Here is a 12,660-nt window from a genome sequence, read left to right as displayed (position 1 = left end):
TCATGACGACGCACGCCAAGAGTGCCGCTCTGTCCAACGTGGGCAAGATCCGGTCCAACAACCAAGACAGCGGCTACGCCGGCACGCAACTCTTCGTCGTCGCCGACGGCATGGGCGGGCACGCGGGCGGCGACGTGGCCTCGGCCATCGCGATCCGACGGATCCGCGAGACCGACCGCGTCTACACCTCGCCGGGTGACGCCGAGTTCGCGCTGCAGTCGTCGTTGATCGCCGCGAACCAGTTGCTGGCCGAGACCGTCTTCGAACACCAAGAGCTCACCGGCATGGGCACCACCGTCAGCGCCATGCTGCGCGTCGGTGACAGCATGGCGATCGCCCACATCGGTGACTCGCGCATCTACCTGTTCCGCGAGGGCGAGCTCAGCCAGATCACCGCCGACCACACCTTCGTGCAGCGCCTGGTCGACAGCGGTCGCATCACGCCCGAAGAAGCGGCGGTCCACCCCCGACGCAGCGTGCTGATGCGCGTGCTCGGCGACGTCGACGCGGCACCCGAGATCGACACGGCGACCCTCGGCACGCAGCCCGGCGACCGCTGGCTGATCTGCTCGGACGGCCTCAGCAGCTACCTCGCCGAGGAGCGCATCAAGAAGGCCATGGCCATGGGTCTCGACGCCGAGCAGACGGCCCGGCGTCTCGTGAAGGAGACCCTCGACCACGGCGCCCCCGACAACGTGACCGTCGTCATCGTCGACGTCGACGAGTCGGGCGACTCGGCACTCGACGAACCCGTCACGGTCGGGTCGGCCGCCGCACCCCTCAGCTTCGACAGCGATGCCGGGCGCAAGCAGCTCCGTCTGCCGACGATCCTGCTGCACCCGCTCAAGGTCGCCACGACGCCGGAAGACAGCCACTTCGAGCCCGAGAGCGACGAGTACCTCGCCGAGCTCATCGCCGAAGACAAACGTCGCCGTCGCCGTCGCCGCATCACCTGGCTGACCGCCCTCGTCGTCGCGATCGCCGCGCTCGTCGCCGGGCTCGTGCTGACCTACCAGTGGACGCAAGACCACTACTACGTGGGCGAAGAGCGGGGCACGGTCGTCATCTACAAGGGCGTGCAACAGAGCCTCGGGCCCATCGGCCTCTCGAGCGTCTACGAGACCACCGACGTCCAGGTCGACGACCTGCCGAACTACACGCAGACCACCGTCGAAGACACCATCAACGCCGGTTCCCTCGCGGACGCCCGGGCCATCGTCGAGAGGTTGGCCGATGCCAGCAACCCCTGACGCACCCGGTGGTGACGCGACCGAGGTCATCGGTCGCGTAGGAGGCGCGCGCAAGCCGTCCGCGAAGGCGTCGCGTCCCACGAACATGACGCAGGCGATCTCGCTGCGCCTGCGCGAACCCGCGCGCCTCCGCAACCTCGAACTGCTCATGCTGCTGATCGCCTGCGGCGTCGCCGCCGGAGCGATGGTGCTGGTCCAGCTCGGTGCGACCGGCGAGGTCGACCCGACCGTGCTGATCGCCGGCTCGATGGTGCTCGGCCTGGCCCTGATCTTCCACGTCGTCCTGCGGGTCGTCGCCCGCGAGGCCGACCCGTTCGTCATGCCGATCGCCGTCACCCTGAACGGCATCGGCATCGCGATGATCTACCGCCTCGACCTGGCCGAGGGGCGTGAGGGCTGGGGCGCGCTGGGCATCAAGCAGATGGTCTGGACCGTCCTCGCGATGGTGATCGCCCTCGCCGTGCTTCTCGTGATCCGCAACTACCGGGTGCTCTCGCGGTACCGCTACATCGCGATGTTCGTGTCGATCGTGCTGCTGCTGCTGCCCCTCCTGCCGGGCATCGGCCGCGAGGGGCTGAACGCCCGCGTCTGGATCGACATCGGACCGTTCTCGTTCCAGCCGGGCGAGATCGCCAAGATCACGCTGGCCATCTTCTTCGCCGGCTACCTCGTCACCGCCCGCGACAACCTCTCGCTCATGGGGCCGAAGATCCTGGGCATGCGGTTCCCGCGACCACGCGACCTCGGGCCGATCCTCATCGTCTGGCTCGTCGCCATGGGCGTCCTGATCTTCCAGCGCGACCTCGGCACCTCGTTGCTCTACTTCGGGCTGTTCCTCGTCATGATCTACGTGGGCACGGGGCGCGCGAGCTGGATCGTGCTCGGCGTCGGCCTGTTCCTCGGAGGGGCCCTGATCGCCAGCACCTTCCTGGGCTACGTGCAGGGCCGTTTCGCCGCCTGGCTCAACCCCTTCGCCCAGTCCGAGTACGACGCCGTCGGCGGGTCCTTCCAGCTCGTGCAGGGTCTGTTCGGCCTGGCGAACGGCGGACTGATCGGCACGGGGCTCGGTCAGGGCCGTCCGCAGACCACCCCGCTCGCCGAGAGCGACTACATCTTCGCGTCGCTCGGCGAAGAACTCGGCCTCACCGGGCTCTTCGCCATCCTGGCGCTCTACCTCCTGCTCGTCTCCCGCGGGTTCCGCATCGGCTTCGTGGGTCAGGACGACTTCGGTCGCATGCTCGGGGTCGGCGTCGCCTTCGTCGTGGCCCTGCAGGTCTTCGTGGTCATGGGTGGCGTGACGAGGGTGATCCCGCTCACGGGCCTCACCGCTCCCTTCCTCGCCGCGGGCGGCTCGTCGCTCGTGGCCAACTGGATCATCGTGGCCCTGCTGCTGCGACTGTCCGACTCCGTGCGCAACCAACCGAGGCTGGTGATCGGCTGATGAACAAAGAACTCCGACGCGTGAGCTACGTGGTGCTCGCCATGTTCGTCGCGCTCTTCCTCTCGACGACCTACATCACGGCGTTCCAGGCCGACGCGCTGAACGCCGACGCCCGCAACTCGCGGGCCCTGCTCGCCAGCTACTCGGCGCAGCGCGGTCCCATCCTGGTCGGCGGCCAGGCGATCGCGCAGTCGACCCCCGTCGACGACCAGTACGAGTTCCAGCGCACCTACTCGCAGCCCGACCTCTACGCACCCGTCGCCGGCTACTACACGCTGGGTCAGGGATCCCGAGGCATCGAGGACGCCATGAACCGGTACCTCACGGGCAACGCGAACTCGCAGTTCTTCGACCAGGTCAACTCGCTGCTCACGGGTCAGGACCCCGAGGGGGCCACGGTCAACCTCACCCTCGACCCCACCGTCCAGCAGGCGGCCTACGACGCCCTCGGCTCGAACTCGGGCTCGGTCGTCGCGATGGACCCGAAGACCGGCAAGATCCTCGCGATGGTCTCGAAGCCCAGCTACGACCCCAACCCGCTCGCCAGCCACGACCGTCAGACCGTCACCGACGCCTACGACTCGCTGATCGCCGACCCCTCGGCTCCGCTGCAGAACCGGGCGATCCAGGGCGACCTGTACGCACCGGGGTCGACCTTCAAGCTGATCACGACGGCGGCTGCGCTCGAGAGCGGCGACTACACGCCCGACAGCGCCTTCCCCAACCCGTCGACCCTGACGCTGCCCGGCACCAGCACGAACATCAACAACGCCGAGGGCGGGAGCTGCGGCGGCGGCGAGACGGCCACCATCGCGACGGCCCTCCGCCTGTCGTGCAACATCCCCATGGCGCAGCTCGGCCAGGCCCTCGGTGCCAAGGCCCTCCAGGATCAGGCCGAGAAGTTCGGCTTCGGCGACGACTCCATCGGCGTCCCCCAGGCCGTCACACCGAGCCAGTTCCCTATCGAGGACTCCAAGGGCCAGGCCATCAACGACGCCACCCTCATGCTGCAGTCCTTCGGGCAGGGCTCCGACCGCGTGACGCCCCTGCAGATGGCCATGGTCTCGTCCGCCATCGCCAACGGCGGCACCGAGATGAACCCGACCTTAATCCAGAGCGTCCTGAACCCCGACCTGAGCCCGGTCGAGGATTTCTCGCCCTCGGAGTACGGCAAGCCCATCAGCTCCCAGACTGCGGCCACGATGACCGACATGATGGTGCAGGACGTCGCGAACGGTGCGGCGAGCAATGCAAGAATTGACGGCGTCGACGTCGCCGGCAAGACAGGAACGGCCGAGAACGGCCCCGGCGAGCCGTACACCCTCTGGTTCACCGGGTTCGCGCCTGCTGCTGACCCCGAGGTCGCGGTCGCGGTCGTCGTCGAGAACGGCGGCGGACAGGGCCAGTCCGCATTCGGCAACAGTGTCGCGTCACCGATCGCGAAGAAAGTACTAGAGGCGGTGCTGAACAAATGAGACCATCCGGCGGAGTCACCTTCGGTGGGCGTTACCAGCTGTCGACCCGAGTCGCCATCGGCGGCATGGGCGAGGTCTGGGAAGCCACCGACCTCGTCATCGGCCGCACGGTCGCCATCAAGATCCTCAAGGACGAGTACCTGGGCGATCCCGGATTCCTCGAGCGCTTCCGTGCCGAGGCCCGTCACGCGGCCCTGGTCAACCACGAGGGCATCGCGAACGTCTTCGACTACGGCGAAGAAGAGGGCAGCGCCTACCTGGTGATGGAGCTCGTCCCCGGCGAGGCCATGTCGACGGTCCTCGAGCGCGACCGCGTCCTGCCGACCGACAAGGTCCTGGACATCGTCGCGCAGACCGCCTCGGCCCTCCAGGCCGCCCACGCCGCAGGTCTCGTGCACCGCGACATCAAGCCCGGCAACCTGCTCGTCACCCCGGACGGCCGGGTGAAGATCACCGACTTCGGCATCGCACGCATCGCCGACCAGGTTCCGCTGACGGCCACGGGCCAGGTCATGGGCACCGTGCAGTACCTCTCGCCCGAGCAGGCGAGCGGCCACCCGGCGTCCCCCAGCACCGACATCTACTCGCTCGGCATCGTCGCCTACGAGGCCCTGGCCGGTCGTCGACCGTTCACGGGCGAGTCCCAGGTCGCCATCGCGATGGCACAGATCAACGAACAGCCGCCCGACCTCCCGTCGACGGTCTCCGAACCCGTTCGTCGTCTCGTCCTGTCCTGCATCGCCAAGAAGCCGGGCGAACGGCCGGCGACGGCCTCAGCCCTCGCCCAGGCCGCTCGGGCCCTCCGCCGCGGCGACGTGGCCGCCGCGACCGTCGCCGTCCCGGCGATCAGCGCCGTCGCCGCCACGCCCGCCGACACGGCGACCCAGGCCTTCAACGCCCAGGACGCCACGACGCAACTGTTCGATCCGATGGCCACCCGGGCCCAGAGCGCCGCCGGCGGTGCTGCCGCGGGCTACGTGGCCGGTTCGGCCGATCCCGACGCCCTGCGCGACGGCGACGACGAACCCGACGAGAAGAAGCGCAGTCCGTGGTTCTGGCCGCTGATCGTCCTCGCCGTCCTGGCCGTCATCGCCCTCGTCGTCGGCATCGTCTTCGCGGTCGGCAACACCGACGATCCCGCACCCGCGCCGACGACCTCGAGCAGCACGCCGACGCCGACCCGGACGACTCCGACGCCGACCCCGACCCCGACGTCCGTGACGGTGTCCTCGGGCGACTACGTGGGGCTGACCGAGGCCGCTGCCCGCGCCTCCCTCGAAGAACTCGGCCTGCAGGTCGACTCGGCCGACGCCGGGTCGAGCGCTCCGAGCCCCGACCAGGTCGGCACCGTCGCCAGCATCGACCCGACGGGTGCCCTCGAGAAGGGCTCGTCGGTGACGATCTACATCTACCGCGCGGCCCCGACCCCTGCCCAGCCCTCGACGCCCACCGCCACCCCGGGCCAGATCGAGGCCGGCGACACCGCCACCATCAACTGGCCCGCCTACACGGGGTGCCCGACCGGTTACTCGCTGACGGGTTACTCGTACACGATCACCGGCGGGACCGACACCTCGGGTCAGTCGGCCGGGGGCCTCGGTGCCAACGCGACGTCCCTCACGGTGACCGCCTCGGCTGCCGGCAACCTCACGGTCAGCTACGTGGCCAACTGCGGTCAGATCGCGTCCGAGCCGTCGCCGGGAGTCACCATCACGGTGACGGCCCCGGCCACGTCACCGGCCCCGAGCCCCTCGGAGGGCACCGACCCTCAGTAGGTCCGATCGTGACCCCGGTCGTGCAGACGACCGGGGTCACGAAGCCCTGACAATCATCCCTTCGGCCTAGGTCCGTACCCAGTCCGGGGGCTACCGCCCCGGTACACTGGCTCCGACCGTGTCGCCAGACAGGGGTGGGTCGTTGGGAGAACAGGCGTGGCTGAAGGTGTGAGAGAGAGCATCCATCTCCTCGCCAACCGGTACCAGATCGGTGACCTGATCGGCCGCGGTGGCATGGCCGACGTCCACGTCGGCACCGACGCCCGACTCGGCCGCAAGATCGCCGTCAAGCTGATGAAGCCCAGCCTCGCGACCGATCCGGCCTTCCGGTCGAGGTTCCGCCAAGAGGCCCAGGCCGCCGCCCGCATGGCCCACCCGACCATCGTCCGGGTCTTCGACGCCGGCGAAGAGGTCGTCCGCGACCGCCGCGGGCTCGACGTGGTCGTCCCCTTCATCGTCATGGAGTACGTCGAGGGGCGTCTGCTCAAGGACATCGTCGCCGAAGGCCCACTCGACCCCGACGAGGCCGTGCGGGTCACCTCGGGCGTGCTGACGGCCCTCGAGTACTCGCACCGGGCGGGCGTGGTCCACCGCGACATCAAGCCCGGCAACGTCATGTTGACCAACTCGGGCCAGGTCAAGGTGATGGACTTCGGCATCGCCCGCGCCATCAGCGACTCGGCGGCCACCGTCGCGCAGACGACGGCCATCCTCGGCACCGCGCAGTACTTCAGCCCCGAGCAGGCGCGCGGCGAGACCGTCGACGCCCGCACCGACCTCTACTCGACCGGCGTCATGCTCTTCGAGTTGCTCACGGGCAAGCCGCCCTTCACCGGCGACAGCGCCGTCGCGGTCGCCTACCGTCACGTCAGCGAGCCTCCCGTCCCCCCGAGCACGCTCGAGCGACAGGTCAGTCCGGCGCTCGACGCCGTCGTCCTGCACGCGCTCACCAAAGACCGCTTCGACCGCTTCCAGAGCGCCGCCGAGTTCCGCGACGATCTCGAAGCCGCGGGCGCCGGTCGTGCTCCGGCCCGCCGGCCGCACGCGGTCGACGCCGGCTCCACGCTCTTCGGCGTCAACCCGCACGCGAATGCGGGCAGCGAGGCCGCGCTGAAAGAACTGCAGTCGGACGACACCGGACGGCCCCAACGAACGCAGACCCGGCCGCCCGTCGCCTGGATCTGGGCGGGCATCGTGCTCGTGGCCGTCGTCATCGTCGCCGTCGTCTTTTGGGTGGTCAACCTGACGCCTCCCACCGTCGACAACGCCCAGTCGTCCCGCATCCCCGACCTCGTCGGGGTCAGCTTCGAGACCGGGTCCGCCCGCCTCGACGACCTGGGCCTGACGGTCGTCCGTGCCGACGCCACCAGCCCGACGATCGACGCCGGCGACATCGTGTCGACCGATCCGGAGCCCGGCACGTCCGTCCCGAAAGAATTCGCCGTCACGGTGACCGTCTCGTCGGGGCCCCAACTCGTCGCCATGCCGTCGGTCACCGGTCAGACCGTCGACGCCGCTTGGCAGGCCATCACCGATGCTGGTCTCGAACGGGGCCAGCAGAGCTCCGACTACTCGCCCACCGTTCCCGAGGGGTCCGTCCTCTCGTCCGATCCGGCAGCGGCTGCGCAGGTCGCCCTCGGCTCGGGTGTCGACATCGTGGTGTCCAACGGTCTCGTGCAGCTTCCCGACGTCACCCGCCAGCCCTCAGAAGAAGCCATCACGACCCTGCGCGACCAGCTCGGTCTGGCGGTCACCCCGCAGGCCGACCCCGGCTGCACCGGTGAGACGGTGTCGGGCATGAGCGTCCCGCCCGGCGACGTGGCTCAGGGCTCGGCGGTCACCCTGCGCATCTGCACCGGCTGAGCCCTCGCAAAAGCCACGGAGGGACGCCGAGGTCCGACGAAGCCAGTTCGACGCTCGGAGCGAGACGCCGGGAGCACGACGCTCGGACTTCGATGTACGGACGACGGGCTCGGACGTTCAGCCCAGGTCGACGAGCGGGTCGAGCCCCCGGGCCGTCACGGCTGCCCCCGGCAAGCCGGCGACCGACAACCAGTTGCCGATCATCTGGTAGCCGCCCTGGGTCAGCACCGACTCGGGGTGGAACTGCACGCCGTAGACCGGCGCGGAACGGTGCTGGAGGCCCATGATGACGCCGCCCGTGGTGCGCGAGGTCACCTCGAGCGTCTCGGGCACCGTCTCGTCCACCACGGCGAGCGAGTGGTACCGCGTCGCGGTGAACGGCTGCGGGACCCCGTCGTAGAACGCGCTGTCGTCGTGTTCGACCTTCGACGTCTTGCCGTGCATCAGTTCGTCGGCGTGCGTCACGGTGGCCCCTAGCGCCTCGGCGATGGCCTGGTGCCCGAGGCAGACGCCCAGCAGCGGCTTGTCGGCCGCCAGGGCGGCGTGCACGACGTCGATGGAGACGCCGGCGGCCGCGGGGGTCCCCGGGCCGGGCGACAGCAGCACGGCGTCGTACTCGGCGATGCGGTCGGCGGTGTCGGCCGCGTCGAACGCGTCGTTGCGCACGACGTCCGTCTCGGCGCCCAACTGCTGCAGGTACCCGTTCAGCGTGTAGACGAAGCTGTCGTAGTTGTCGAGGACGAGGATGCGCGTCATGGTTGCTCCACGGTGACGTCGGGGGTGGGCAGGAGTTCGTTGACGTAGGGGAAGACCCACTCGACGAGGGCGAACAGCACGGCGGCGATCAGGACGAGCACGAGCACGAGCCTGACCCACCAGGGTCCGGGCAGGATGCGCCAGAGGGCGGCGTACAAAGTCAGCCTCCGATTCCGGCAGCGGCGAGCTCGGCGGGTGCGCCGGCCGACAGCGGCTGCCACGAGTCGAACACACCGTAGGCGACGATGCGTTCTTGGGCGGTGAACATCGGATTGCAACTCGTCAGGGTGATCAGGCGGTCGCCCGAGGTCGCCGACACGTCGGGAGCGTCGGGCACCTGCTGCAGCACCGAGACCTGCGTGGCCTGGACGTACTGCAGGTTGCGGAACGAGTACGTGAACCAACCGTCCTGGGTCTGGACGTACATCTTGTCGCCCTCTTGCAGGTCGGCGATCTCGTTGAACGGCGCCCCGTAGGTGGTCCGGTGGGCGGCGATGCCGAAGTTGCCGACCTGGCCGGGCATCTGCGTCTCGTCGTAGTGGCCGATGCCGATCTTGTTGAGTGTTCGCACGGTGCTCGTCCCCCCGGCGATCGGGACCGCGTAGTCGGCGCCGAACCGTGGGACGTAGAAGTTGGCGAACTCCTCGGCCTCGCTGGGCGCCGCCCCCACGGGCGGCTCACCGTACGAGCCGTCGGACGACGGCTCGGGGGCCGCAGTCGCCGCCTGGTCGAACTGCTCGCTCAGCCGTGCCGCCTCGCCCTTGTGGGCGTCGGCGACGACGAGGTCGTTGAACCACTGCTGCCACCCGATGAAGAGCAGCACCAGGACGCCGGCCGTGATGAGCAGTTCTCCGAGGACGCTGACGAAGGAGGCGCGGGATCGACGGCGACGCTTCGTGCGTCTCGAGAGCTGGGCCTCGCCCCCGTGGTCCGTCATGACTCGATTCTAGGCGGGCTCCGCTCCCCCGGAGACTGTGGCGACCACCGGTGGACAACGTGTGGAGAGCATGTGGAGAACGCGGGCGTACCCGGGGACGGACGTGGCGACCCTCCCAGGACCGAAAAGGGCCTCACGGTACACTGTGCGCCATGGCCAAAGACACGAACCGCAGCACGAAGCCCGCCCGCACCGCAGAGGACGCGCCGAACCCCGTGTGGTTCAAGCCGGTCATGTTCGGCTTCATGCTCGTCGGTCTCGCCTGGATCGTGGTGTTCTACGTCAGCCAGAGCACCCTCCCGGTGGCTTCGCTCGGCTCGTGGAACATCTTGGTCGGCTTCGGGATCATGTTCATCGGGTTCCTGATGACCACCCGGTGGCGCTAGAACGCACCTTCGAACTTACACGCCTGTAACTATCCCCATTGTGGGAAACCCTGTGGATAACTTTCCTGTGGATAACTCGGGCGGGTGAGATCGCGTCGGCCGACGAGAAGAGGCGGCTCCCCGATGGGGAGCCGCCTCTCGTCGTTGACCGTCCGGGTGGCCTAGAACAGCCCGACCAGCTGGGCCGATCTGGCCATGAGCACCGCGACGACGATCACGCCGATCGCGACGAGCACGGGGATCTGTACGGCGTGCTTCGAGCGGTGACGGGTCTTCGAGAACAGGAACGCTATCGCCCCGCCCACGACGATGCCCCCGAGGTGGGCCTGCCACGCGATGCCGGGCACGATGAACCCGATCGCGAGGTTGATGCCGACCAGCACCAGGAGCTGGATGCTGCGACCACCGAGGCTGCGGGCGATGACGAAGAACGCCGCCATGAGGCCGAAGATGGCCCCGGAGGCACCGACCACGAAGCTTCCCGGTGCCAGGAGGGCGACAGCGGCCGAGCCGCCGATCCCCGAGAGGAAGTAGAGGGCGGCGAACCGACCTCGCCCCAACTGACGTTCGAGTTCTGCCCCGAAGATGTACAGCGAGTACATGTTGAAGAGGATGTGCAGGATGCTCCCGTGCACGAACATCGTCGTGACGGCGCGCCAGGGCTGCACGATCTCGAGCGGCGGGTAGAACGCCAGGGCCCGCGTGACCACGCCGTTGCCCGTCCCGGTCACGAGCTGCAAGAGGAACACCGCGACGGTCACGCCGATGATGCCGTAGGTGACGACGGGGGCGCCTCGCCGAGACGCGCTACGGACCCGACCGACCACCTGCGGTTGGAGGCGCGGTGCGTTGCCCCGCGCCTCCTTCACGCACTCCGGGCAGTGGACCCCCACCGCGGCGGGCGTCTGGCACTCGCCACAGATGGTGCGACCGCACCTCTGGCAGAGGACGAAGCTCTGCCGGTCGGGGTGCCGATAGCAGAAGTTCGAGCGGTCGTGCGGATCGGTCACCTAGACCTCGTCGATGGTGACGCTCTCGAGCACCACGTCCTCGAGGGGCTTGTCGCGGGCGTCGGTCTTGACGGCCTCGATCGCGTCGACGACCTTCTTGGACTCGTCGTCGGCGACCTCGCCGAAGATGGTGTGCTTGCCCTGCAGCCACGGGGTCGGAACCGTCGTGATGAAGAACTGCGAACCGTTGGTGCCCTTGCCGCCGCGCGAGCCGGCGTTGGCCATCGCGAAGATGTAGGGGGCGTTGAAGTTCAGCTCGGGGTGGATCTCGTCGTCGAACTGGTAGCCGGGCCCGCCGACGCCCTGGCCGAGCGGGTCGCCGCCCTGCAGCATGAAGTCCTTGATGATGCGGTGGAAGACGACGCCGTCGTAGAGCTTGTCGGTGCTGACCTTGCCGGTGGCCGGGTGGGTCCACTCTTTGGTACCGGTGGCGAGGCCGACGAAGTTGGCGACGGTCTTCGGGGCGTGGTCGCCGAAGAGGTTCACCTTGATGGTGCCGTGGTTGGTGGTGAGGGTGGCGACAGCGGTGTGCGTTGACATGTCGTCATTCTTCCACAGCCACCTCTGCGCACCAGCGACTCCCCAGGCACCGTTCCGTGACCTGTCAGGAACCTCCGTGCCACACTGGGACGGGCCAGCAACTCTGGCTCCACTGCCTACTCGTTGGAGGAACGTTCATGGCCCTGTCACGCAAGCAGAAGAAAGAACTCAAGAAGTTCAAGAAGCACGCTGTGGCGGTGTGGGGTGAGCAGCGCGGCGTGATCGACCACGCCGGCAAGGTCATCGGCGGCTACCGCGACGACGCCGTCAAGATCGCGAACAAGAAGGTCGTCCCCCAGATCAAGCACGCGGTGGACTCGAACGTCCGCCCCGTGGTCTCGCAGGGCCTCTCGACCGGGTCGCACTACGCGTCGGTCGCTCAGGACCGCCTGAAGCACGACGTCTACCCGGCGTTCTCGTCGGCTCTCGGCAACCTCGACCTCGCGAACGACCCGAAGGTCGCGAAGGCCGTGAAGAACGCCAAGAAGCAGGGCAAGAAGGCCGCGGCGAAGTACGTGCCGCGCCAGCAGAAGTCGGGCCCCGGCGTCGGCGGCGTCCTGCTGATCGGCGTGGGCGTCATCGCTCTCGGTGCCCTCGTGTTCGCGGCCGTGCAGACGCTCCGTGCCGACGACGAGCTCTGGGTCGCCGACGACGACGCCGACACCAAGGCGTAGTCCCCTACACCCCCCACGAAGGGCCCGCCTCCCCGGAGGCGGGCCCTTCGTCGTCCCTGCCCCCGACGACTGCAGCATTCGATGCTGATCCGGCCCTAGCCCCAGCACCAGCACCAGCACCAGCACAGACACTGCCTTGGGCCCAACGTTGCACGCACGTCGGCGAAGCCGACACGGGCCCGGAGGGCCCCCAGACCAGCAGAAGAGAATTGCCCCTGTCCGCTGACGGAGTCAGCGGACAGGGGCAAGGCAATCCAGTGGAGCCTGGGAGAATCGAACTCCCGACATCCTGCTTGCAAAGCAGGCGCTCTACCAACTGAGCTAAGGCCCCGACCCCCCGGTCACCGGGGGAACGAGCACGATCTCACCACCCTGCGCGTCAGGAGACGCGCGTGATGTGAGACCGGTACTGCGTGGGGCTAATAGGACTTGAACCTATGACCTCTTCGTTATCAGCGAAGCGCTCTAACCGCCTGAGCTATAGCCCCCGGACCGTCGTAAAGCCTACAGCACCACGACGGCGAACTCGAATCGGCGGGTTCAACCGACTCGA

At 68.5% G+C, this 12,660-nt stretch carries 12 protein-coding genes and 2 tRNA genes; 7 read left to right on the top strand and 7 right to left on the bottom strand.

Annotation, left to right across the window (positions count from 1 at the left end):
* The first annotated feature begins 2 nt into the window (after nt 1–2).
* The 5 genes from EDF21_RS09040 (at nt 3) to pknB (ending at nt 7,804) form a co-directional block, all read left to right on the top strand.
* Nucleotides 3–1,250 carry a PP2C family serine/threonine-protein phosphatase gene (locus EDF21_RS09040; protein ID WP_043595276.1) on the top strand — a complete coding sequence of 416 codons (1,248 nt, stop codon included), beginning with the start codon at nt 3–5 and terminating at the stop codon, nt 1,248–1,250.
* Between the two features lie 85 nt (nt 1,251–1,335).
* The gene (locus tag EDF21_RS09035) at nt 1,336–2,691 is read left to right on the top strand and encodes an FtsW/RodA/SpoVE family cell cycle protein (protein WP_043595278.1); all 1,356 of its coding nucleotides are present in this window, start codon (nt 1,336–1,338) and stop codon (nt 2,689–2,691) included.
* A complete protein-coding gene (locus EDF21_RS09030; protein WP_123571115.1) occupies nt 2,691–4,166 on the top strand; it encodes a penicillin-binding protein 2 in 1,476 nt (491 codons plus the stop codon). The genes EDF21_RS09035 and EDF21_RS09030 overlap by 1 nt, the downstream gene beginning before the upstream one ends.
* On the top strand, nt 4,163–5,941 hold the full coding sequence (locus tag EDF21_RS17065) for a protein kinase (protein ID WP_123571114.1): 1,779 nt from the start codon (nt 4,163–4,165) through the stop codon (nt 5,939–5,941). Before EDF21_RS09030 ends, EDF21_RS17065 begins: the two co-directional genes overlap by 4 nt.
* 156 nt (nt 5,942–6,097) lie before the next feature.
* Nucleotides 6,098–7,804, top strand: coding sequence for a Stk1 family PASTA domain-containing Ser/Thr kinase (gene pknB / locus EDF21_RS09020; protein WP_123571113.1), 1,707 nt, complete (start codon nt 6,098–6,100; stop codon nt 7,802–7,804).
* Between the two features lie 117 nt (nt 7,805–7,921).
* On the opposite strand, the gene EDF21_RS09015 is transcribed toward pknB, so the two are convergent.
* From EDF21_RS09015 to EDF21_RS09010, 3 genes are read right to left on the bottom strand one after another with little or no spacing between them, the layout of a single operon-like run.
* Nucleotides 7,922–8,560, bottom strand: coding sequence for an aminodeoxychorismate/anthranilate synthase component II (locus tag EDF21_RS09015; protein ID WP_123571112.1), 639 nt, complete (start codon nt 8,558–8,560; stop codon nt 7,922–7,924).
* Nucleotides 8,557–8,718 (bottom strand): hypothetical protein, encoded by a 162-nt coding sequence (locus tag EDF21_RS16875; protein ID WP_173154031.1) that lies wholly within the window; start codon nt 8,716–8,718, stop codon nt 8,557–8,559. Before EDF21_RS16875 ends, EDF21_RS09015 begins: the two co-directional genes overlap by 4 nt.
* 2 nt (nt 8,719–8,720) lie before the next feature.
* Nucleotides 8,721–9,497 carry a class E sortase gene (locus tag EDF21_RS09010; protein ID WP_123571111.1) on the bottom strand — a complete coding sequence of 259 codons (777 nt, stop codon included), beginning with the start codon at nt 9,495–9,497 and terminating at the stop codon, nt 8,721–8,723.
* 152 nt (nt 9,498–9,649) lie between these two features.
* On the opposite strand from EDF21_RS09010, the gene EDF21_RS09005 reads away from it, so the two are divergent.
* Nucleotides 9,650–9,883 carry a cell division protein CrgA gene (locus EDF21_RS09005; protein WP_043595289.1) on the top strand — a complete coding sequence of 78 codons (234 nt, stop codon included), beginning with the start codon at nt 9,650–9,652 and terminating at the stop codon, nt 9,881–9,883.
* A gap of 161 nt (nt 9,884–10,044) precedes the next feature.
* Here EDF21_RS09005 and EDF21_RS09000 read toward each other — a convergent pair whose 3' ends face one another.
* Both EDF21_RS09000 and EDF21_RS08995 read right to left on the bottom strand, forming a co-directional pair.
* On the bottom strand, nt 10,045–10,893 hold the full coding sequence (locus EDF21_RS09000) for a rhomboid family intramembrane serine protease (protein WP_123571110.1): 849 nt from the start codon (nt 10,891–10,893) through the stop codon (nt 10,045–10,047).
* Nucleotides 10,894–11,433, bottom strand: coding sequence for a peptidylprolyl isomerase (locus EDF21_RS08995; protein WP_056044214.1), 540 nt, complete (start codon nt 11,431–11,433; stop codon nt 10,894–10,896).
* 137 nt (nt 11,434–11,570) lie between these two features.
* Between EDF21_RS08995 and EDF21_RS08990 the strand changes: the two genes are divergently transcribed.
* Nucleotides 11,571–12,107 (top strand): hypothetical protein, encoded by a 537-nt coding sequence (locus tag EDF21_RS08990; protein WP_123571109.1) that lies wholly within the window; start codon nt 11,571–11,573, stop codon nt 12,105–12,107.
* Nucleotides 12,108–12,365: 258 nt separating this feature from the next.
* Here EDF21_RS08990 and EDF21_RS08985 read toward each other — a convergent pair.
* Together EDF21_RS08985 and EDF21_RS08980 are read right to left on the bottom strand one after the other, a co-directional pair.
* Nucleotides 12,366–12,438: transfer RNA gene (locus EDF21_RS08985), tRNA-Ala, on the bottom strand.
* Nucleotides 12,439–12,521: 83 nt separating this feature from the next.
* A tRNA-Ile gene (locus tag EDF21_RS08980) sits at nt 12,522–12,595 on the bottom strand.
* Nucleotides 12,596–12,660 lie beyond the last annotated feature (65 nt).

The sequence above is a fragment of the Frigoribacterium sp. PhB118 genome (assembly GCF_003751725.1).
Lineage (GTDB): Bacteria > Actinomycetota > Actinomycetes > Actinomycetales > Microbacteriaceae > Frigoribacterium.
This window is presented reverse-complemented; position numbering and strand designations above follow the sequence as displayed.

Excerpts from the sequence above, each read along its gene's own strand:
- EDF21_RS09040 (WP_043595276.1), top strand. The coding sequence starts at position 3 with ATGACGACGCACGCCAAGAGTGCCGCTCTGTCCAACGTGGGCAAGATC.
- EDF21_RS09035 (WP_043595278.1), top strand. The coding sequence starts at position 1,336 with ATGACGCAGGCGATCTCGCTGCGCCTGCGCGAACCCGCGCGCCTCCGC.
- EDF21_RS09030 (WP_123571115.1), top strand. The coding sequence starts at position 2,691 with ATGAACAAAGAACTCCGACGCGTGAGCTACGTGGTGCTCGCCATGTTC.
- EDF21_RS17065 (WP_123571114.1), top strand. The coding sequence starts at position 4,163 with ATGAGACCATCCGGCGGAGTCACCTTCGGTGGGCGTTACCAGCTGTCG.
- EDF21_RS09015 (WP_123571112.1), bottom strand. The coding sequence starts at position 8,560 with ATGACGCGCATCCTCGTCCTCGACAACTACGACAGCTTCGTCTACACG.
- EDF21_RS09010 (WP_123571111.1), bottom strand. The coding sequence starts at position 9,497 with ATGACGGACCACGGGGGCGAGGCCCAGCTCTCGAGACGCACGAAGCGT.
- EDF21_RS09005 (WP_043595289.1), top strand. The coding sequence starts at position 9,650 with ATGGCCAAAGACACGAACCGCAGCACGAAGCCCGCCCGCACCGCAGAG.
- EDF21_RS08995 (WP_056044214.1), bottom strand. The coding sequence starts at position 11,433 with ATGTCAACGCACACCGCTGTCGCCACCCTCACCACCAACCACGGCACC.
- EDF21_RS08990 (WP_123571109.1), top strand. The coding sequence starts at position 11,571 with ATGGCCCTGTCACGCAAGCAGAAGAAAGAACTCAAGAAGTTCAAGAAG.